The organism is Shinella agrisoli, from assembly GCF_046557955.1.
Lineage (GTDB): Bacteria > Pseudomonadota > Alphaproteobacteria > Rhizobiales > Rhizobiaceae > Shinella.
This window is the reverse complement of the sequence record NZ_JBJIEP010000017.1, coordinates 92,970-113,704: the sequence shown is the minus strand read 5'-3', so window position 1 is coordinate 113,704 and position 20,735 is coordinate 92,970. Positions and strand designations below refer to the sequence as shown.

The window sequence follows — 20,735 nt, the reverse complement described above, 5'->3', positions numbered from 1 at the left end:
TGCGAAAGCGGCGCCTGTCGAATAATCTTCGAAAATAATCAGGAATTCCGAAGGAAATTCGAATGCCGCACCTCGATGCAATCGATACTGCGATTCTGAAAACGGTTCAGCAGAGCGGCCGGATCTCGAACGCCGAGCTTGCCGAGCGCGTCGGCCTGTCGCCGTCGGCCTGCTCGCGCCGCCTCGACATCCTGGAGAAATCCGGCGTCATCACCGGCTATCACGCCCGCGTCTCGCCGAAGGCGCTCGACTACAAGATGATCGCCATCGTGCACATCTCGCTCTCCGGCCAGTTCGCCAAGACCCTCGCCGAATTCGAGGCGGCCGTGAAGCTCTGTCCCAACGTGCTCGTCTGCTATCTCATGTCCGGCGAATACGACTATATCCTGCGCGTCGCCGCCAAGGACCTGGAGGACTACGAGCGCATCCACCGCGACTGGCTGTCGGCCCTGCCCCACGTGGTGAAGATCAATTCGAGCTTTGCGCTGCGCGAGGTCATCGACCGTCCGAACGTCGGCATCTAGCGTGCGACCACGCGGTTGCGGCCGGCGTTCTTGGCCGCATAGAGGCGCGCGTCGGCGGCCGAGAGCAGCGCGTTCAGCGTCGTGCCGTCGTGATAACTGTTGGCGACGCCGATGCTGACCGTCACCGGCACGCCGTCCGGCCGGCGGATTTCCGCCTCCACGGTGCGCCGCAGCGCCTCCGCCCGCTCGGCGCCGACTTCCGGCACGATGTCCTCGCAGATCACCACGAACTCCTCGCCGCCGAAGCGGAAGATGCGGTCGGAACCGCGCAGCGCCCGCTGCAGGCAGGCGGCGGTGTCCTTCAGCACGCCGTCGCCGGCAAGATGGCCGAAGCGGTCGTTGACCTCCTTGAAATGATCGGCGTCGATGATCATCAGCGCCATCGGCCTGCCTTCCGCCAGCATGGCGGAGAGCACGCGCGGCGCCTCGAATTCCAGCCGGCTGCGGTCGTAGACGCCGGTGAGCGCATCGCGGCCGGAGCGGTCGAGCAGGTCCTCGTAGCGCTCGCGGAAGGTGAGGTCGGCGAAGATGTCCGAGATCGGCCGCGGCGAGACGGGAATGGCCGAGATGCGAGAATAGTACAGGTAGACCGTGATCAGCACCGCATAGGCGCAGGCCGCCATCATCTTGGCGATCCACCCGCCCCAGAACACCTCGACCGGCGCGCCGTTGAGGATATGCAGCGCGGCGAAGAAGCCGATCTGGTCGAAGGTGAGGACCACGACGCCGGACACGAAGAAGCGCATCGCCGTGCTCTTCCTGATGACCCGCCCGAGACGCTCGTAGAGCAGGATGATGGCGAGCGAATCCACATAGAGCAGCATCGTGCCCCAGAGCATCAGCCAGCCCATCTCGTCGATGAAGGCAAGGTCGGCGATGCGGCCGGGCACCACCCCGATGGTCTGGTGATGGCGCAGGAAGAGGCTGAGGCCCACCGTCAGGAAATTGCCGGCGAGCAGGCCGTAGATCGGCGCGCGGACCACCGCCGCATCCTCCTTCACATAAAGAAGGAGGATCATCATCAGCTTGCCGGAAAAGAGCACGGACGAGCCCGGCGAGATCACGCCGAACGGCAGCTCGATATAGAAGACGGCCGCCAGATAGGTTTCCAGGAAGTGCATCACGCCGAGCGCGGCGACGAAAACGCCGATGCCGATCTGATGGCGCAGGTGCAGGATGCCCACCATGAAGACGAAATAAAACCCGGCCTCGATGAGAAGCAGGATCAGATTTTCAATACCCATGGGCGGCCCGCAGATTCATCGACTGTCCGCCATCCGACGATGCCGGGAGAGTCGCGCCAAGTCGTTTTCTGCGGATACAGGCAATCGCGCCGGTTCTCCAGCGCTTTCATGCCATTTTACGAATTTATCACAACCGAAGCGGTTTCGCCTCGTCGCGCGATCAGACCTGCCGGCTCTCCACGCCGTCGCCGAAGAGCGAGGCGCCGTGCTGGTCGGCGATCTGCCTTGCCTTGCGGAAGGTCGAGGCGACCGTGTCGTCGCGCGAGGAGAAGAGGTCGGCACGGATGAACGTGCGGATCAGCACGCGCTCGCCGTCCCGCTTTTCGATGCGCCCGGCAAGGCGGTACTGGCCGCCTTCCTGGATGGGCGCCGCCACGAGGAGAAGGTCGTTGTAGGCCTCGGTTTCCTCCGCGACCTTTGCCGGAGAGGACGAGCCGCCGCCGCGACCGAAGAGTTTTGAGAAGAAAGATGCCATGGCCGATTGCTAGCACAGGCCGCAGCGACCTCCAAGAGGAGAGCGCCGGGCTTCGTGTCGCTAGATGATGAGGTTTGCGAGAATCTCGTTTTCCGTGATGTCCTGGTAGCGCAGGCCCGCCCCGTCGAAGGCCTTCTTGAGTGTGGCGAAGTTCTCCGGGGCCTTGGTCTCGATGCCGATCAGGATCGAGCCGAAGTTGCGGGCGGACTTCTTCAGGTACTCGAAGCGCGCGATGTCGTCGTCCGGGCCGAGCAGGTTGAGGAAATCGCGCAGCGCGCCGGGACGCTGGGCAAGGCGCAGGATGAAGTATTTCTTGAGCCCCGCATGGCGCATCGCCCGCTCCTTGACGTCCGGCAGGCGCTCGAAGTCGAAGTTGCCGCCGGAAACGACGGCGACGACCGTCCTGCCTTCCAGCCCTTCGCGGCCGAGCGCTTCCAGCGCCGTCAGCGACAGCGCGCCGGCCGGCTCCAGCACCACGCCCTCGACGTTCAGCATGTCGACCATCGTCACGCAGATGGCGTTTTCCGAAAGCAGCATGACCTGGTCGGCCGAAAACCGGCCGAGCGCGGCGAAATTGAGCGCGCCGATCTCGCCGACCGCGGCGCCGTCGACGAAATTGTCCACCTGGTCGAGCGTCACCACCGCGCCGCTCTCCAGGCTGCGCTTGAGGCTCGGCGCGCCCGCCGGCTCGCAGAACAGGAAGCTTGCCGGGCCGAGCGTGCCCTCGAGATAGCCGGTCACGCCCGAGGCGAGCCCGCCGCCGCCGACCGGCAGCACGACGAGGTCGGGCAGCCTGCCGCCGCCGAGCTGCGAAACGATCTCCGCCGCCACCGTCGCCTGCCCCTCGATGATGTCCTCGTGGTCGAAGGGCGGAACCATCAGCGCGCCGGTCGCCTCCGCATGGTCGCGGGCGGCCTTGTAGCACTGGTCGAAGAAGTCGCCGACGAGCCTGATCGTCACGAACTCGCCGCCGAACATGCGCGTCTTGTCGATCTTCTGCTGCGGCGTCGTCACCGGCATGAAGACCACGCCCGGCACGCCGAAATGGCGGCAGACGAAGGCGAAGCCCTGCGCGTGGTTGCCGGCCGAGGCGCAGACGAAGCTGCGCGCGCCGTCCGGCCTCGCCAGGACCTTGCGGAAGAAGTTGAACGCCCCGCGGATCTTGTAGGAGCGTACCGGCGAGAGGTCCTCGCGCTTGAGGTAGATGTCCGCGCCGTAGCGGGCGGAGAGGTGTTCGTTGAGCTGGAGGGGTGTTTCGGGAAAGAGCCCGCGCAGAGCCCGGCAAGCTGCGTCGACGTCCGGTTTCATGCCGTTCGATGCCATCCTTGAGTTTGGTCAATGCAAAGGCTATTGCATATCGCAGCGACGGACACCACCCGTCCCGGCCGCGCGGCCTTTCGAGACTTGACTTGAGCCCAGCCGGCACGCAGGACGACCTTCCTTGAACGCCACCATTTTCCGGTCCGCCATCAACATCGCCGCCATCAGCGGCATCTACCTCTCCGTGGCGATGCTCGTCCCGGCGTTCATCGACGTCTATTACGGCCATCCCGATTCGGAGATCTTCTTCCTTTCCGCCTTCTTTACCGGAGGCCTTTCGCTCGCCACGGCCGCCGCGACGCGGGCCGGCCCGCCGCCCTTCAACAAGCGCATGGGCTTCCTCGTCGTCAACATGCTGTGGCTGTCCGGCAGCATCATCGGCGCCATCCCGCTCTGGCTGTCGTCCCTCGACCTCACCTTCGCGCAGGCCTTCTTCGAATCGGTGTCGGCGATCAGCACGACGGGCTCCACGGTGATCGTCGGCCTCGACCATGCCCCGCCCGGCATCCTGATGTGGCGCTCGCTGCTGCACTGGCTCGGCGGCATCGGGATCCTCGCGCTCGGCCTCTTCATCATGCCGTACCTGCGCGTCGGCGGCATGTCCTTCTTCAAGCTCGAATCGTCGGACACCGCGGACAAGCCCTTCGCCCGCATCGCGAGCTATACGCGCGCCTTCCTCGCCATCTATGTGGCCATCACCCTCATCTGCGCGGTCACCTATGCCGCACTCGGCATGAGCCGCTTCGATGCGCTGAACCACGCCATGTCGACGGTCGCCACCGGCGGGCTTTCCACGCACGACGCCTCCTTCGGCTATTTCAAGAGCCTGCCGCTGCTGTGGGCCGCAACCTTCTTCATGACGCTCAGCAGCCTGCCCTTCTCGGTGCTCATCCTCATCGTCGTGCGCGGGCGCGTCGATGCCTGGCGCGATCCGCAGATCCGCGTCTTCCTCGGCTATCTCGTGCTGTTCTCCATCGCCGCCAGCGTCTACCAGCGCCTGGAGAACGGCGTCGATTTCCGCGAGGCGCTGGCGCATTCCTTCTTCACCGTCTCCTCCATCCTCTCGACCACGGGCTTTGCCAGCGACGACTATACGCAATGGGGCCATTTCATCGTGGCGCTCGCCTTCGTCGCCACCTTCATGGGCGGCTGCTCGGGCTCCACCGCCGGCGGCCTCAAGGCCTACCGCCTGATCATCCTCTTCAACTTCATCCGCACCGGCCTCTACCGCCTCCTCTATCCGGACGGCATCCATGCGGTGCGCTACGGGCCGATGACGGTCGATGCGGACCTCCAGCGCAGCGTCTTCCTGTTCTTCCTCACCTATGTGGCGATCTCCGCCATCGGCGCGATCCTCCTCGGCCTGATGGGCTATGACGTGCTGACGGCGATCTCGGCGGCCGCCACCTCGCTTTCGAACGTCGGCCCCGGCGTCACCCAGGCGATCGGGCCGGCCGGAACCTTCGCCGGCTTCCACGATGCCGCGCTCTGCCTGCTGTCGTTCCTCATGCTCCTCGGGCGTCTGGAAATCCTCACCGTCCTCGTGATCCTGACGCCGCTCTTCTGGAAGAGCTGATTTCGACCGTTCTTGACTGTTGTCACGCTTCTTCGCATCCTGCCCCGCATCCGGCTGGAGGAAGACTGAATGTCCGTGTCGAAGTCCCTGTTGCGTATGACCTTTGCCGCCGCGTTCGCGCCGGCATTCGCGCTTGCCGGCCCGCTCGCGGATGCGGCGAAGAAAGCCGAGGAACAGGCGGCCGCCGGCGACACGGTGGGCGCGCACAACACGATTCGCGATGCCTTCGGCGCCTTCGCCGCCACGCTGCCTTTCTCGATCGGCAAGTCCGTGTTCGTTTCCGCCCCGCCGGAAGGCTACGGCATGTATACCGCGCGGCCCGACGCCAACTTCAAGGCGGGCGAGGCGCTGATCTCCTATGTCGAGCCGGTGGGCCTCACCTGGCGCCCGGCCGACGGCGGGCTCCTGGAATCGCATTTCACCGTCGACCTCGAGCTGCTCGACCCCAAGGGCACCAAGCTCGCCGAGCAGAAGGCCTTCGGTTCCTTCGACTTCAAGGGCAGCGTGCGGAACCAGGAGGTCTTCGCCAAGCTGACCCTCAACCTGAGCAGCCCGCCCGCCGGCGACTACGTGCTGCGCTACCGCTTCCGCGACACGGCAAGCGGCGCCGTCGCCATCAGCGAGCAGCCGTTCAAGATCGTGCCCTGATCCGCCTCCTGCCCGTTTGCCGCGGTGCGAGAGAATTGTGACAAGCCGCGAATCAGCGCTTTCCAGCGCCTTTCCGCTCAATTATGACAGCCGCATGACAACCCCAGCCACGTAAGGGGCATTTATGCTTTCGCTGTTTCGTAAACTCATGCCGCGCGAGGACCGTTTCTTCGATCTCTTCGAGCAGCATTCCCGCACCGTCGTCGGCGCCGCCGAGGCCCTCCAGTCGCTGCTCGCCGGCGGACCGGACATGGAAAAGCATTGCGACCGCATCGTCGAGCTCGAAGACCAGGCCGACGACATCACCCGCGAAGTGCTGCTGGCCGTCCGCCGCAGCTTCATCACGCCCTTCGACCGCGGCGACATCAAGGATCTGATCCAGTCGATGGACGATGCCATCGACATGATGCACAAGACGGTCAAGACCATCCGCCTCTACGAGCAGACGGACTTCCAGCCGGGCATGCAGGAAATGGGCGGAGCCGTCGTCAAGGCCGCCCACCTCATCGCCGAGGCCATTCCGCTGCTCGACAAGATCGGCGTGCATGCCGGCCGCCTCAGCGCCATCGCCGAGGAGATCACCCGCGTCGAGGGCCGCTCGGACGAATTGCACGATCAGGGCCTGAAGGACCTCTTCAAGACCTTCGGCAAGTCCGACCCGATGGCCTACATCATCGGCAGCGAAATCTACGGGGAACTCGAAAAGGTCGTCGACCGCTTCGAGGACGTGGCGAACGAAATCAGCGGTATCGTGATCGAGAACGTCTGATGGACGCCACCCTCGCCTTTCCGCTGCTCGTCGGCCTCGTCGGCATCGCTCTGCTCTTCGACTTCCTGAACGGCCTGCACGACGCGGCGAACTCGATCGCCACGATCGTCTCGACGCGCGTGCTGCGCCCGCAATATGCGGTGATGTGGGCCGCCTTCTTCAACTTCATCGCCTTCCTGTTCTTCGGCCTGCACGTCGCCGAAACGCTCGGCAAGGGCATCATCGATCCCGCCATCGTCAGCCCGCTCGTCATCTTCGCGGCGCTGATGGGCGCGATCATCTGGAATGTCGTCACCTGGATATTCGGCATCCCGTCGAGCTCCTCGCACGCCCTCATCGGCGGCCTCGTCGGCGCGGGCCTTGCCAGGACCGGGTTCGACGCGGTGGTCTGGAGCGGCCTCATCAAGACGGCGAGCGCCATCTTCATGTCGCCGGCCATCGGCTTCCTCCTGGCGCTGATCCTCGTGCTGACCGTCTCCTGGCTCTTCGTGCGCCAGACGCCGTTTGCCGTCGACCGCACTTTCCGCGTCATGCAGTTCGTCTCGGCCTCGCTCTATTCGCTCGGCCACGGCGGCAACGACGCGCAGAAGACGATGGGCATCATCGCCGTGCTGCTCTTTTCGCAGGGCTATCTCGGCAGCGAGTTCCACGTGCCGTTCTGGGTGGTCATCACCTGCCAGGCGGCCATGGCGCTCGGCACCCTGATGGGCGGCTGGCGCATCGTGCACACGATGGGCTCGAAGATCACCCGCCTCAACCCGATGCAGGGCTTCTGCGCGGAAACGGGCGGGGCCATCACCCTCTTCGGCGCCACCTGGCTCGGCATCCCGGTCTCGACCACCCACACGATCACCGGCGCCATCATCGGCGTCGGGGCCGCCCGCCGCGTGTCCGCCGTGCGCTGGGGCATCGCGGGCAACATCGTCTGGGCGTGGATCATCACCTTGCCCTCGGCGGCGGCAATCTCCGCCTTCTTCTACCTGGTGTTCGACGCGTTCACGGGCTGAGGCCGATCCGGGCCCGGTCCTTACGGCCCGGCCCGGGTGAAAATCCTGGTGCGGACGGCGGGGGTCGAACCCGCATAGCCAAAGGCTGAGGGATTTTAAGTCCCTTGTGTCTACCGATTCCACCACGTCCGCGCGGTTCTCCTGCTAACAAAGAGGCGCGGCATACTCAACCGGTAAACAGCGGCGCACCGACGGCCGGCAGATTTCTGTCATTGCGGCGGTGCAAGAAATCGCGCAAAAAAGGGCGCGGCCCCTGACGCTGGCCGCACCCTCTTTTCCGGCGACGTCTCAGGAGAACGTCAGGCCGAAAGCCTGGCCGCGATCTTCGCGACATGGGCGCCCTGGTAGCGGGCGGCTTCGAGTTCGATTTCGGAGGGCTGGCGCGAGCCGTCGCCGCCGGTGATGGTGGAGGCGCCGTAGGGCGAGCCGCCCTTGATTTCCTCCAGGCCCATCTGCCCCTGGAAGGCGTAGGGCAGGCCGACGACGACGAGACCGTGGTGGAGGAGCGTCGGGATGAAGCCGAGGATGGTCGATTCCTGGCCGCCGTGCTGGGTGGCGGAGGAGGTGAAGACCGAGCCGACCTTGCCGGTGAGCTTGCCCTGCGCCCAGAGGCCGCCCGTCTGATCCCAGAAATTGCGCATCTGCGAGGCCACCGTGCCGTAGCGTGTGCCTGCACCGACGATGATGGCGTCATACTCGGCGAGTTCGTCGACGGTGGCGATCTCGGCCTTCTGGTCCACCTTGTAGTGGGATGCCTTGGCGACCTCGTCCGGCACCAGCTCCGGCACGCGCTTCACAACCACCTCGGCACCGGCCGACTTCGCGCCTTCCGCCACGGCATAGGCCATGGTCTCGATGTGGCCGTAGGCCGAATAGTAAAGAACCAGAACTTTCGCCATCGTCGTCTCCTGTCTTCAAGGGGCTTTCCGCTTGATCGCGGCATCGCCTTGGATGTAGCACTTTGAGGCGGCAGCGACACGGAGCCGCACGGTCGACAGACTGTTCACCTGCCATTGACAATGCCGCCGTTTCCGGTCGGCATTTCTGTCCGAAATTCAGAGAGCGCCCATGAGTTCCAGTCCCATCGCCACCGCCGCCATGCTCGCCATCGGCGACGAGCTCCTTTCCGGGCGCACCAAGGACAAGAACATCGGCCAGCTGGCCGACGTGCTTTTCCTCGCCGGCATCGACCTCAAGGAGGTGCGCATCGTCGGCGACGACGAGGAGGCCATCGTCGAGGCGCTGAATGCGCTGCGGGCGCGCTACACATATGTCTTCACCTCCGGCGGCATCGGGCCGACGCACGACGACATCACGGCGGACGCGGTTTCCAAGGCCTTCGGCGTGCCGTGCCTTCACGATCCGCTCGCCATGCAGCTGCTCGGCGCCATGTACGAGAAGCGCGGCGTGGAGTTCAACGAGGCCCGCCAGCGCATGGCCCGCATGCCGCAGGGCGCCGTCCATATCGAGAACGCCGTCTCCACGGCACCGGGCTTCAACATCGGCAACGTCTACGTCATGGCCGGCGTGCCGCAGGTCTTCACCGCCATGCTGAGCGCCGTTGTGCCGAAGCTTGAAGGCGGCCGGCCGATGCTCTCGCGCTCCGTCGCCTCGCCCTTCGGCGAAGGCGACATCGGCAGCGCGCTCGCCGAAATCCAGAAGAATCACCCGGAGACCAGCATCGGCTCCTATCCGCGCTTCTCCGAAAACCGCTTCTCGACGGAGATCGTCATCCGAAGCCGCGAGGAAGCTCCGGCAGACGCCGCCGAACGTGATATACTTGCGATGATCGCCGAAATCGCCGCGGCCAAGGCCGCTTCTTGATCCTGATCAAGGTTTTGGCGGCAGGACCAGCGCAGGTTTCAGGCGAAACAGGACAGGAGGCAGAGATGACCTACAAGACCATCGTGGCAGTGCTGAGCGCCACAGAGGACGCCGGCAAGGTGACGGACCATGCGCTTGCGCTGGCGCGCCGGACCGGCGGCCATGTCATCGGTATCCATGCGGAAGCCCCGGTCGTGGTCACGCTGATCGCGCCCATGGAATATCCCGATCCGAACGCGGTGCTCGACCTGCAGGAGCGCGCCCAGCGCCAGTCGCGCGAGGTGGAGCAGGCGTTCAAGTCCCGCTGTGAGCGCGACGACGTTTCCTATGAATGGCGCCTCTTCACCGGCACCGCCGGCTACGCCTCGGCGGGCGTCATCGACAGCGCCCGCGGCGCCGACATCGTGATCGCCGGCCAGTTCGACCCCGACCTCGACGGCCCGGCGCGGGAAGACATCGAGGACCTGCTCTACGAGAGCGGGCGCCCCGTCTACCTCGTCTCCAACGCGCCCGCCGGCCCCGAGCCGATCGAACGCGTGCTCCTTGCCTGGAACGGCTCGCGGGAAGCGGCGCGCGCCGCCTTCGACGCCCTGCCCTTCCTGATCGCCGCCCGCGAGGTCGAGATCTTCACCGTCGATCCGCCGGAAAACGCCATGCAGTCGCGCGATTTCTGCGGGGCCGAGCTTGCGGCGACCCTTTCGCGGCACGGCGTCAAGACGACCGTCGCCTCCCGCCCCTCCGAGGGCCATTCGGTGGCGGAGACCCTGAACCGCCGCGCGACGGAGATCGATGCCGGCCTCATCGTCATGGGCGCCTACAGCCATTCGCGGCTGCGCCAGCGCCTCTTCGGCGGCGTGACCAGCGCCATGATGCGCGGCGCGCGCGTGCCGACGCTGATGTCGCGCTAGGACCGGCCGACAGGACTGTGGATCGCCCGGCTGCCCGGCCGGGCGGCGATTTCCTTGGCGGGCAAACTGCATTAGAGAGGGGAATCTTCTTTTCCGCCTATCAGGAGCCTGTCATGTCGCTGCCGGACAAAGCCTTTCCCGTATCCTGGGACCAGTTCCATCGCGATGCGCGCGCTCTCGCCTGGCGGCTTGCGGACGGCGGACGCGAGTGGCGGGCGATCGTGTGCATCACCCGCGGCGGCCTCGTGCCGGCGGCCATCGTCTCGCGCGAGCTCAACATCCGCCTCATCGAGACGGTCTGCGTCGCCTCCTATCACGACTATGTCTCGCAGGGCGAAATGCATGTGCTGAAGGGCATTGCCCCCGAACTGACCAAGGAGGGCGGCGAAGGCATCCTCATCGTCGACGACCTGACGGATACCGGCAAGACCGCCGCGGAAGTCCGCTCCCTGCTGCCGAAGGCGCATTTCGCCGCCGTCTACGCCAAGCCGAAGGGCCGGCCCCTGGTCGACACCTTCATCACCGAGGTCAGCCAGGACACCTGGATCTACTTTCCCTGGGACATGGGCTTCACCTACCAGGAGCCGATCGCCAAGGGCTCGCGCGGCTGACCGGCCGCGCCGCAACACACCGGATTGGCGGCTCTTCATGCGAAAGCCGGCGGATGTGGAGAACATGTCCGCCGGCTTAATCTTTCCGCAATTCCTGCAAAAGATAAGCCTTATATGCACCGGTCGGGGCCGGTGGCGGGAGGACGGCATTCCATGCAGCAGGCAGGACGGGCATTCGCGGCGGCCCTTTTCGGCGCTTGGCTCCTCTTCGGCCCGGCCGAGGCGCAGCCGGACATCCGCACCGCCGCCGTCGCGGAATTCATCGACGCCAATGTCCGCCCCTGGCTTGGGGAGCCGGCGATCATCAATGCGCTCCTGGCGCAGAACGCCGCCCATGCGAGCCTCAGCCAGGCGCAGATCGACGATCTCGACGCGCGCTGGCGGGCCGAGCTTTCCAGCGCCGACCGGCCGATGATCGAGGCGCAGCTCTCCAACGCCCTTTCCCTCTTCCTCAAAGGCCGGCAGCGCGCCGCCGAGGGGCTGATCACCGAAATCTTCGTCATGGACAATCGCGGACTCAATGTCGGCCAGAGCGACATCACCTCCGACTACTGGCAGGGCGACGAGGCGAAATGGCAGAGGAGTTTCGGCGCCGGCGCACTGCATATCGAGGAGGCGGGACGGGACGAATCCACCCAGCTCATGCAGTCGCAGGCAAGCCTTCCGATCCGCGATCCGCGGACCGGCGCGATGATCGGAGCCATCACAATCGGCGTCAACATGGACGCGCTCTGACGCCGGCAAGGGAATCACTTTTTCCACGGATCACAAGTCGATCCGGATGGCTATTCCCGGAAGTCGGGGGCTGTGAAAACCCTGTCTTTTTACCTGTAATTTTTTTCGCTTTTCCACAGCCGCATCCCACGCCGCCTCATCTTTCGGCGCGAACCTCCTGATTTTTCAGGGCTTGGGCGATGTCCCCATTTTCCACAGCAAACAGCCACTAGATATGGGGTTCAAACTTCATTCACAAACCAGCCCTTGACGGGAATCGGGCATATGAGGTTAATGAAGACCAAGTTGCGGCGGCGACTGGACCGTAGTGTTACGAGGTCGGTTCTCATCACGAAATCGCGTTTCATGCGCATGTGGCCGGGTGGATGATCCGCTCGCCGCAAGGGTGCTTTTGCGCCCGGTTTCCTGACGGGCCAAGGCGGCGGACGGGTCTGGCAAAAACAAACTGTTTATACTATATTTAGGGTTTGCAGCCAAACTCGACACAAGATACAGGATATCCGAGATCGATCGGGTTTCCCAAACGAACTGGAAGATCGGGGCTGGCTGCAAGGGCATTGCGGCCGGACGGGGATAATTGCGCCCTGTTTTCATGGCAGGATGCGGCAGCAGAGGACAACGGACAATGCGCATAGAACGTCGTTTCACCAAACCCGGCCAGTCGGCCTATGCGGAGATCGAATTCCGCAAGGCCGTAAGCGAGATCAAGAACCCGGACGGCTCCATCGTCTTCCGGCTGGCAGACATCGACGTGCCCGCGCAGTTCTCCCAGGTCGCCGCCGACATCCTCGCCCAGAAGTATTTCCGCAAGGCCGGTGTTCCCGCGCGCCTCAAGAAGGTCGAGGAGAACGACGTCCCCTCCTTCCTGTGGCGTTCCGTGCCGGACACCGAAGCGCTGAAGGCCCTGCCTGAAAACGAGCGCTACGGCTCCGAGACCGACGCCCGCCAGGTGTTCGACCGTCTTGCCGGCACCTGGACCTACTGGGGCTGGAAAGGAAAATATTTCGCCTCCGAGGAAGACGCTGCCGCCTTCAGGGACGAACTCGCCTACATGCTCGCCACGCAGCGCGTCGCGCCGAACTCGCCGCAATGGTTCAACACGGGCCTGCATTGGGCCTACGGCATTGACGGTCCCGGCCAGGGCCACTTCTACGTCGACCCCTTCACCGGCAAGCTCACGAAGTCCAAGTCCGCCTACGAGCATCCCCAGCCGCATGCCTGCTTCATCCAGTCCGTGGAGGACGATCTCGTCAACGAGAACGGCATCATGGACCTCTGGGTGCGTGAGGCGCGCCTCTTCAAGTACGGCTCCGGCACCGGCTCCAACTTCTCGCACCTGCGCGGCGAAGGCGAGAAGCTTTCGGGCGGCGGGCGCTCCTCCGGCCTCATGAGCTTCCTGAAGATCGGCGACCGCGCCGCCGGCGCCATCAAGTCGGGCGGCACGACGCGCCGCGCCGCCAAGATGGTCGTGGTCGACATCGACCATCCGGACATCGAGGAATATATCAACTGGAAGGTCAAGGAAGAGCAGAAGGTGGCGGCCCTCGTCACCGGTTCGAAGATCGTCGCAAAGCACCTCAAGGCCATCATGAAGGCCTGCGTCAATTGCTCGGCCGATGGCGACCAGTGCTACGATCCCAATGAAAACCCGGCCCTCAAGCGCGAGATCCGCGCCGCCAAGAAGGACCAGGTTCCGGAGAACTACATCAAGCGCGTCATCCAGTTCGCCAAGCAGGGCTACAAGGACATCGAGTTCAAGACCTACGACACGGATTGGGATTCGGAAGCCTACCTCACCGTCTCCGGCCAGAACTCCAACAACTCCGTCTCGCTGAAGGACGATTTTCTGCGCGCGGTGGAGAATGACGGGGAATGGCACCTGACCGCCCGCAAGGACGGCAAGGTCATGAAGACGCTGAAGGCGCGGGATCTCTGGGAATCGATCTCCTACGCCGCCTGGGCGTCGGCCGATCCGGGCCTGCACTTCAACACGACGATGAACGACTGGCACACCTGCCCGGCCGCTGGCCCCATCCGCGCGTCGAACCCGTGCTCGGAATACATGTTCCTCGACGACACGGCCTGCAACCTCGCCTCGCTGAACCTCCTCCAGTTCAAGGACGCGGCGACGAAGAAGATCAACATCGCCGACTACGAGCATGCCGTGCGTCTGTGGACCATCGTGCTCGAAATCTCCGTGATGATGGCGCAGTTCCCGTCGCGCCAGATCGCCGAGCTCTCCTACGAGTACCGCACGCTCGGCCTCGGCTACGCCAATATCGGCGGCCTCCTGATGTCCTCCGGCATCCCGTACGATTCGGCCGAAGGCCGCGCCATCGCGGGCGCGCTGACCGCCATCATGACCGGTATCGCCTACGCGACCTCGGCCGAGATGGCCGGCGAGCTCGGCCCCTTCCCGGGCTTTGCGCCGAACCGCGAGAACATGCTGCGCGTCATGCGCAACCACCGCCGCGCGGCTCACGGTGAGACCGCCGGCTATGAGGCGCTCTCGGTCAACCCGGTCGCGCTCGTCCATGCCGACTGCACCGACCCGGCGCTCGTCGCCCACGCGACTGCCGCCTGGGACAAGGCCGTGGCGCTCGGCGAGAAGCACGGCTACCGCAACGCCCAGACGACCGTCATCGCGCCGACCGGCACGATCGGCCTCGTCATGGACTGCGACACGACCGGCATCGAGCCCGACTTCGCCCTCGTCAAGTTCAAGAAGCTCGCCGGCGGCGGCTACTTCAAGATCATCAACCGCGCCGTCCCGGAAGCGCTGCGCACGCTCGGCTATTCGGAAAGCCAGATCGCCGAGATCGAGGCCTATGCGGTCGGCCACGGCAACATGAACCAGGCCCCGGCCATCAACCCCTCGACGCTGAAGGCCAAGGGCTTCACCGACGAGAAGATCGAGGCCGTCAATGCCGGCCTGAAATCCGCCTTCGACATCAAGTTCGCCTTCAACCAGTGGACACTCGGCGCCGACTTCCTGAAGGAGACGCTGAAGGTCTCGGACGAGCAGCTGTCCGACATGTCCTTCAACCTCCTGGAGCATATCGGCTTTACGAAGAAGGACATCGAGGCCGCCAACATCCATGTCTGCGGCGCGATGACGCTGGAAGGCGCGCCCTTCCTCAAGGCCGAGCACCTGCCCGTCTTCGACTGCGCCAACCCGTGCGGCAAGATCGGCAAGCGCTACCTCTCGGTCGAAAGCCACATCCGCATGATGGCGGCCGCCCAGCCGTTCATCTCGGGCGCCATCTCCAAGACGATCAACATGCCGAACGAGGCGACCGTCGAGGACTGCAAGAACGCCTACATGCTCTCCTGGAAGCTCGCGCTGAAGGCCAACGCCCTCTACCGCGACGGCTCCAAGCTCTCCCAGCCGCTCAACGCCTCGCTGATCGAGGACGCGGACGACGAGGACGATGCCGTCGAGGCGCTGGCAGCGGCCCCGGCCGCCGCCCAGGCCGTGCAGGTCACGGAAAAGATCGTGGAGAGGATCGTCGAGCGGCTGGTGCGCGAGCGTGAGAAGCTGCCGAACCGCCGCCAGGGCTACACCCAGAAGGCCGTCATCGGCGGGCACAAGGTGTACCTGCGCACCGGCGAGTTCGGCGACGGCCGCCTCGGCGAGATCTTCATCGACATGCACAAGGAAGGCGCCGCCTTCCGCGCGATGATGAACAACTTCGCCATCGCCATCTCGCTCGGCCTCCAGTACGGCGTGCCGCTGGAAGAATATGTGGAGGCCTTCACCTTCACCAAGTTCGAGCCGGCCGGCATCGTCGTCGGCAACGACGCGATCAAGAACGCGACGTCGATCCTCGACTACGTCTTCCGCGAGCTCGCCGTCTCCTATCTCGGCCGCCACGACCTTGCCCATGTCGATACGTCCGACTTCGGCAACACGGCGCTCGGCAAGGGCATCCAGGAAGGCAAGACGAACCTGATCTCGACCGGCTGGACGCGCGGCCACAAGCCGACGCTCATCCAGGGCGGGCAGAACGAGCGTCCGCTCGCCGAGCCGAAGGGCGCCGCCACCGCCGCGCCCGCCAAGGCCTCGTCCGGCGGCAACGTCACCGCCTTTGCCGGCAGCGCCGCCCGCAAGCTGGAGCCGGCGACCGCCGTCGCCACCTCCGAAATCGTCGCTTTCAAGCGCGACTACGAGGAGCGCGCCGCCGAACTTGCCGAGGAAATCGCGGAGGAGATCGGCGAGGAAGTAGCGGAAGGCGTGACCGCGCTCTTCTCCGACAAGGCCGCCGCCGAAGCCGCCAGCGCCAAGGCCGACGCCAAGAAGGTGGAGAACGAACGCCGCATGCGCTCGATCGCCCAGGGCTACACGGGCAACATGTGCTCCGAGTGCCAGAACTTCACCATGGTGCGCAACGGCACCTGCGAGAAGTGCGACACCTGCGGCGCCACAAGCGGCTGCAGCTGACGGAAACCGTCCGGTTCCTCAACGGGTCCCGCACGCATGTCGCGGGACCCGTTGGGGTTCGCAGCCGTCCTTCCTGTTCGTTTCCTGCGTGGAGCACAGATCAATGGCGAGCGCCGGAGGAGAAGGGACGGGACCGTCCCAGGGCAGAGCCACACGCCTCACAATCCTGTGCCGCGGCGCGACCGTATCCAGCCGGCAGCCGCGTTTTTTCTCCGACGAGCGCCTGCTTGCGAAGGAAACCGAGCGGGCGCGGAAGCTCGCGCAGCACCTTCGCGCGTTCGACGAGGTTTTGCATGCGCCCGAAAAGAGCGCGGCCGAAACGGCCGCGCTCTTTTCGTCGAGGCCGATCCCCTGCCCTCCGTTGAGGGATGTCGATTACGGGCAATGGAACGAGCGGGCGATCGCCGATGTCGCCGCCGGATCTCCCCAGGCGTTCGAGCGCTGGATGTCCGATCCGGCCGCGGCGCCGCATGGGGGCGAATCCTTCGACGCGGCATGCGAGCGGGCGGCTTCCTGGCTCACGACGCTCCATGCGAAAGGCGGGAGCACGCTGGCCGTCACGCACGGCATCATCCTGAAGCTTCTTCTCGCACACGTCCTCGGGGCGCCGCTCGCCTCGCTCTGGCGTATCGATGTCGAGCCGCTCGGAATGCTGCTGCTGACCAGCGACGGCAGGCGCTGGGCCCTGCGCGGCTTCGGATCGGACCTGCCGGCCGTTTCCGGTCTCTAGCGGCGATCAGCCGGCCGCGGCAAGCGGCGGGGAAGAATGCACGTCATTCGCCCCGGGGCCGGTGCGAGCGGGCGCCTCCTCATCCGTCGCGGCCATATCCGCCGCCCCGTCGAGGACATTGCGCCATCTCGACACCAGCTCGAGATAGGAACCGCCCCCGAACCGCTCGGCGAGCCTGTATTGCTGGCGCAGCGTGATGCGCACCGTGGCGCGGCTGAAGCGGTCGGACTGAAGCGGGAACTGCCCGGGCTCCGCCCTCCTGGCAAGCCCGTCCAGCACCGCCTTGCGCAGGATCGGCAGGTCCGGGCGGGCAAACCGCTCGAACAGCGCCTGGAACCGGGCGTGATCGTCTATGTCGAACGCCCTGTCCCGGCCCAGGCCGTCCGTGACGGGATTGGCGGGATGAAGATAGCCGAGCGGCAGGTGATATTTCGGGATCGGCGTATCGGCCGAATGCGTGCGGCGCGACTTGAGCAGATGGGGCAGCAGGTGCGTATGCGGTCCAGGCGGCGAAGCTCCGCCGGTATCCGGCCCGCCGATCTTCTGGAAGACCTCGATGCGGCCGATCCGCGTCAGCGCGACCCGGTGGGGATGCGCCTTCAGCACGGCGGCGCTCGAAGGATTGCCGGGCTCGAACAGGCTGCGCCCGGCATTGGCGCGCAGCAGCGAAAGCAGGTCCGGATCCGCGGTGCGGATGCAGAAGTCGCATTGCGGGAGGCCGAGGCCGAGATCGAAGAGGATCGCCGCCCTGTCCGCGGAACGCACCGCCTCCTCGTCCCGCCCGAGCTCGGTCAGGACCTTCCGGCCGTTCATCGCCGAATCCTTCTGCGGCAGGCAGAGCGCCACGCCATGGCTCCATCGGTGCGGGTCCGCGCCGAGCGTCTCGTAGGCGACCGGGACGATCTGCCCGACGGCTTCGGCGTTCAGCCGGATGGCGCCCCGGGAGGTCGCCCGCACGAACATCGTCGGTGCGTCGGCTTCCAGATATTCGCCCCTGTCCTGGTGGAACTCGGCAACGGCGCCGAAGCAGCCCATGCTCCAGCCCGCCCTCTCGTCTACGAGGTGGTCGATCAAGACGTCCCGGAAATCAGTCATGTTCGTTCGTCCTTCATGCATGAACCGCTGCACGGCAGGCCCCTCGCCTCCCCGGACGCCGGCGCGCATTCCATCGGGTGCGGATGCGCCGGCCGTTCGAAAATCCGGCCGGCGCGTCCCGTCGTCGTCAGGCGGCCTTCAAGAGGTCCCCGTGCGGGTCGAGCACGAACTTGGTCGCCGCGCCCTGGTCGAAGCTCTCGTAGCCCTGAACGGCATCGTCGAGCGGGATGATCTTCGCATTGACGATGTCGGCGATCGGCAGGCGGTCGTGCAGGATGGCCTGCATGAGCTGCCGGTTGTACTTCAAAACCGGCGTCTGGCCGGTGTGGAAGGACTGCGCCTTCGCCCAACCGAGGCCGAAGCGCAGCGACAGGCTGCCGTGCTTGGCCGCGTCGTCGACGGCGCCCGGATCCTCGGTGACGTAGAGGCCGGGAATGCCGATCGCGCCGGCGGGGCGGGTGATCTCCATCATCTGGTTGAGCACGATGGCCGGCTGCTCCCCGCCGGCATGGCCGCGGGCCTCGAAACCGACGGCGTCGATGGCGCTGTCCACCTCGTTCGTGCCGACGACCTCGGCGATCATGTCGCCGAGCCGGTCGCTCCTGGACAGGTCGATGGGCTCGAAGCCGACCCTGGCGGCATGGGCAAGGCGGTCCTTGTTGAAATCGCCGATCATCACGACCGCCGCGCCGAGAATGCGCGCCGAGGCGGCCGCCGCAAGGCCGACCGGGCCGGCACCGGCCACATAGACCGTCGAGCCGACGCCGACGCCCGCGCGAACCGCGCCGTGGAAGCCCGTCGGCAGGATGTCGGACAGCATGGTGAGGTCGCGGATCCTGGCCATCGCCTTGTCGCGGTCGGGGAATTTCAGGAGGTTGAAATCGGCGTAGGGCACCGTGACGTAGCGCGCCTGCCCGCCGATCCAGCCGCCCATGTCGACATAGCCGTAGGCACCGCCGGCGCGCGAGGGATTCACGGTGAGGCAGACGCCGGTATCCTGCGACTTGCAGCAGCGGCAGCGCCCGCAGGCGACGTTGAACGGCACCGAGACGATGTCGCCGATCTCCAACATCTCCACATCGATGCCCTTCTCGATGATCTCGCCGGTGATCTCGTGCCCGAGAACGAGGCCCGGCATCGCGGTCGTGCGGCCGCGCACCATGTGCTGGTCGGAGCCGCAGATGTTCGTGGAAATCACCTTGAGGATCACCCCGTGCTCGATGCGGCGGCCATCGGGTGCCTCCAGCTTCGGGTCGTCGATGTCGCGGACCTCCACCTTGCCGGGCCGCATATAGACGACGCCTCTGTTCCTGCTCATATCCGTCTCCTCCTTGGTTGAAGCCTTCCGGCCCGCTCCTCCGCAGGCCGGATCATGTCAAAGCGCACGCGAAACCGCGGTGCGGCCGCACGGAACGTCTCTCGACGAAGGATGGAAACCGAGGAATGAACGGAGCAGCCCCGCGGGAACGCCGTCCGCCTCTCGATCGCCCACCGCAATCGGCCGAGTCTGTGTCTCAAGGCTGGTTTCCGGGCTTCGGAACCGTCCTTCCGGACGCTCTCGACACCTTCCCGGCCAATCGGCCAGTGGCATTCGTCGAGATCTTCGTTCCGCTACCGTTGCGGGGGCAGCACCGGCCTTCCACCGGTTTCCCAATTATCCAGCCCGACGATGTCGGGATGGCACCTTGAACACGTCCAGCAAATCATCCGGCGGACGAAATGACCTTCGGGAATGCGACATCGGCGGTGTCTGCAACGACACGGTGGCGTTGCCTCAGAAGTCCCAGTCCTCGTCCTGCGTCGCCACGGCCTTGCCGATGACGTAGGAGGAGCCGGAGCCGGAGAAGAAGTCGTGGTTCTCGTCGGCGTTCGGCGAGAGGGCGGAGAGGATGGCGGGGTTCACCTTGCAGGCCTCCGGCGGGAAGAGCGCTTCGTAGCCGAGGTTCATCAGCGCCTTGTTGGCATTGTAGTGCAGGAATTTCTTGACGTCCTCGGTGAGGCCGACGCCGTCATAGAGCTCTTCGGTGTACTTGGCCTCGTTGTCATAAAGCTCCAGCAGAAGATCGAACGCGAAATCCTTGATATCCTGCTGCTTTTCTGCGCTCAGACGTTCAATGCCGCGCTGGAACTTGTAGCCGATGTAGTAGCCGTGCACCGCCTCGTCGCGGATGATGAGGCGGATGAGGTCGGCGGTGTTGGTGAGCTTGGCGCGGCTCGACCAGTACATGGGCAGGTAGAAACCGGAATAGAACAGGAAGCTCTCGAGGAAGACGGAGGCGACCTTCTTCTTCAAGGCATCGCCCGAGGCATATTGCGCCATGATCAGCGCGGATTTCCTTTGCAGGAACTCGTTCTCCTCCGACCAGCGGTAGGCGTCGTCCACGTCCGGCGTCAGGCAGAGCGTCGAGAAGATGGACGAATAGGAGCGCGCGTGGACCGCCTCCATGAAGGAGATATTGGAGAGCACCGCCTCCTCGTGCGGCGTGGCGGAATCCGCCATCAGCGTCACCGCGCCGACGCCGTTCTGGATCGTGTCCAGCAGCGTGAGGCCGGTGAAGACGCGGATGGTGAGCTTCTGCTCCTCCGGCTTCAATGTCGCCCAGGACGGGATGTCGTTGGAAAGCGGCACCTTTTCCGGCAGCCAGAAATTGCCGGTGAGGCGGTTCCAGACCTCGAGATCCTTGTCGTCCTCGATGCGGTTCCAGTTGATGGCGCGGATGCGGCTTGCGGGCTTGGCGTGCATGTTCATTCGGGTGTCCTTGATTGCTAACCTGGCTGGCTGGCCCCTCATCCGGCTGCCGCCACCTTCTCCCCGCAAGCGGGGAGAA

The 20,735-nt window shown here is 65.3% G+C and carries 18 protein-coding genes, 1 tRNA gene and 1 riboswitch; of the genes, 11 read left to right on the top strand and 8 right to left on the bottom strand.

Features of this window, described 5'->3' with window-relative positions; translation table 11 throughout:
* Nucleotides 1-62 precede the first annotated feature (62 nt).
* Nucleotides 63-524 carry an Lrp/AsnC family transcriptional regulator gene (locus ACIIOY_RS18405; protein WP_411036127.1) on the top strand — a complete coding sequence of 154 codons (462 nt, stop codon included), beginning with the start codon at nt 63-65 and terminating at the stop codon, nt 522-524.
* Here the strand turns inward: ACIIOY_RS18405 and ACIIOY_RS18400 are convergent.
* From ACIIOY_RS18400 to ilvA, 3 genes are all read right to left on the bottom strand, one after another.
* Nucleotides 521-1,768, bottom strand: a complete 1,248-nt coding sequence (locus tag ACIIOY_RS18400; RefSeq protein ID WP_411036126.1) for a GGDEF domain-containing protein — start codon at nt 1,766-1,768, stop codon at nt 521-523. The genes ACIIOY_RS18405 and ACIIOY_RS18400 overlap by 4 nt on opposite strands.
* 160 nt (nt 1,769-1,928) lie before the next feature.
* Nucleotides 1,929-2,243 carry an HlyU family transcriptional regulator gene (locus ACIIOY_RS18395; RefSeq protein ID WP_411036125.1) on the bottom strand — a complete coding sequence of 105 codons (315 nt, stop codon included), beginning with the start codon at nt 2,241-2,243 and terminating at the stop codon, nt 1,929-1,931.
* Between the two features lie 60 nt (nt 2,244-2,303).
* Nucleotides 2,304-3,551: a threonine ammonia-lyase gene (ilvA, locus tag ACIIOY_RS18390; RefSeq protein WP_411036124.1), complete on the bottom strand. Its 1,248-nt coding sequence runs from the start codon at nt 3,549-3,551 to the stop codon at nt 2,304-2,306.
* Nucleotides 3,552-3,684: 133 nt separating this feature from the next.
* Between ilvA and ACIIOY_RS18385 the strand changes: the two genes are divergently transcribed.
* From ACIIOY_RS18385 to ACIIOY_RS18370, 4 genes are all read left to right on the top strand, one after another.
* Nucleotides 3,685-5,139 (top strand): TrkH family potassium uptake protein, encoded by a 1,455-nt coding sequence (locus ACIIOY_RS18385; RefSeq protein ID WP_411036123.1) that lies wholly within the window; start codon nt 3,685-3,687, stop codon nt 5,137-5,139.
* Nucleotides 5,140-5,208: 69 nt separating this feature from the next.
* Complete coding sequence (locus ACIIOY_RS18380) at nt 5,209-5,787, top strand: hypothetical protein (RefSeq protein ID WP_411036122.1); 579 nt, start codon at nt 5,209-5,211, stop codon at nt 5,785-5,787.
* 124 nt (nt 5,788-5,911) lie between these two features.
* Entirely contained in the window at nt 5,912-6,556 is a 645-nt protein-coding gene (locus ACIIOY_RS18375; RefSeq protein WP_411036121.1) for a DUF47 domain-containing protein, read from the top strand.
* Nucleotides 6,556-7,563 carry an inorganic phosphate transporter gene (locus tag ACIIOY_RS18370; RefSeq protein ID WP_411036120.1) on the top strand — a complete coding sequence of 336 codons (1,008 nt, stop codon included), beginning with the start codon at nt 6,556-6,558 and terminating at the stop codon, nt 7,561-7,563. The genes ACIIOY_RS18375 and ACIIOY_RS18370 overlap by 1 nt, the downstream gene beginning before the upstream one ends.
* Nucleotides 7,564-7,609: 46 nt before the next feature.
* On the opposite strand, the gene ACIIOY_RS18365 is transcribed toward ACIIOY_RS18370, so the two are convergent.
* Both ACIIOY_RS18365 and wrbA read right to left on the bottom strand, forming a co-directional pair.
* Nucleotides 7,610-7,695: transfer RNA gene (locus tag ACIIOY_RS18365), tRNA-Leu, on the bottom strand.
* A 167-nt stretch (nt 7,696-7,862) separates the two neighbouring features.
* Nucleotides 7,863-8,462, bottom strand: coding sequence for an NAD(P)H:quinone oxidoreductase type IV (gene wrbA, locus ACIIOY_RS18360; RefSeq protein ID WP_411036119.1), 600 nt, complete (start codon nt 8,460-8,462; stop codon nt 7,863-7,865).
* A 169-nt stretch (nt 8,463-8,631) separates the two neighbouring features.
* On the opposite strand from wrbA, the gene ACIIOY_RS18355 reads away from it, so the two are divergent.
* The 6 genes from ACIIOY_RS18355 to ACIIOY_RS18330 all read left to right on the top strand — a co-directional run bounded on the left by ACIIOY_RS18355 (nt 8,632) and on the right by ACIIOY_RS18330 (nt 16,812).
* Nucleotides 8,632-9,387, top strand: a complete 756-nt coding sequence (locus ACIIOY_RS18355; protein WP_411036118.1) for a competence/damage-inducible protein A — start codon at nt 8,632-8,634, stop codon at nt 9,385-9,387.
* A gap of 65 nt (nt 9,388-9,452) precedes the next feature.
* Complete coding sequence (locus ACIIOY_RS18350; protein WP_411036117.1) at nt 9,453-10,295, top strand: universal stress protein; 843 nt, start codon at nt 9,453-9,455, stop codon at nt 10,293-10,295.
* Between the two features lie 113 nt (nt 10,296-10,408).
* The gene (gene gpt, locus ACIIOY_RS18345; RefSeq protein ID WP_411036116.1) at nt 10,409-10,906 is read left to right on the top strand and encodes a xanthine phosphoribosyltransferase; all 498 of its coding nucleotides are present in this window, start codon (nt 10,409-10,411) and stop codon (nt 10,904-10,906) included.
* A 153-nt stretch (nt 10,907-11,059) separates the two neighbouring features.
* Entirely contained in the window at nt 11,060-11,641 is a 582-nt protein-coding gene (locus ACIIOY_RS18340; RefSeq protein WP_411036115.1) for a hypothetical protein, read from the top strand.
* 625 nt (nt 11,642-12,266) lie between these two features.
* Nucleotides 12,267-16,082, top strand: a complete 3,816-nt coding sequence (locus ACIIOY_RS18335) for a vitamin B12-dependent ribonucleotide reductase (RefSeq protein WP_411036114.1) — start codon at nt 12,267-12,269, stop codon at nt 16,080-16,082.
* Between the two features lie 103 nt (nt 16,083-16,185).
* Nucleotides 16,186-16,812, top strand: a complete 627-nt coding sequence (locus ACIIOY_RS18330) for a histidine phosphatase family protein (protein WP_411036113.1) — start codon at nt 16,186-16,188, stop codon at nt 16,810-16,812.
* Nucleotides 16,813-16,818: 6 nt separating this feature from the next.
* Here ACIIOY_RS18330 and ACIIOY_RS18325 read toward each other — a convergent pair whose 3' ends face one another.
* From ACIIOY_RS18325 to nrdF, 3 genes are all read right to left on the bottom strand, one after another.
* Nucleotides 16,819-17,907 carry a DUF6925 family protein gene (locus tag ACIIOY_RS18325; protein ID WP_411036112.1) on the bottom strand — a complete coding sequence of 363 codons (1,089 nt, stop codon included), beginning with the start codon at nt 17,905-17,907 and terminating at the stop codon, nt 16,819-16,821.
* A gap of 127 nt (nt 17,908-18,034) precedes the next feature.
* Nucleotides 18,035-19,225: a formaldehyde dehydrogenase, glutathione-independent gene (gene fdhA / locus ACIIOY_RS18320; protein ID WP_411036111.1), complete on the bottom strand. Its 1,191-nt coding sequence runs from the start codon at nt 19,223-19,225 to the stop codon at nt 18,035-18,037.
* 183 nt (nt 19,226-19,408) lie between these two features.
* A riboswitch (cobalamin riboswitch) is annotated at nt 19,409-19,610 on the bottom strand.
* A 71-nt stretch (nt 19,611-19,681) separates the two neighbouring features.
* Nucleotides 19,682-20,656 (bottom strand): class 1b ribonucleoside-diphosphate reductase subunit beta, encoded by a 975-nt coding sequence (gene nrdF, locus ACIIOY_RS18315; protein ID WP_411036110.1) that lies wholly within the window; start codon nt 20,654-20,656, stop codon nt 19,682-19,684.
* Nucleotides 20,657-20,735 lie beyond the last annotated feature (79 nt).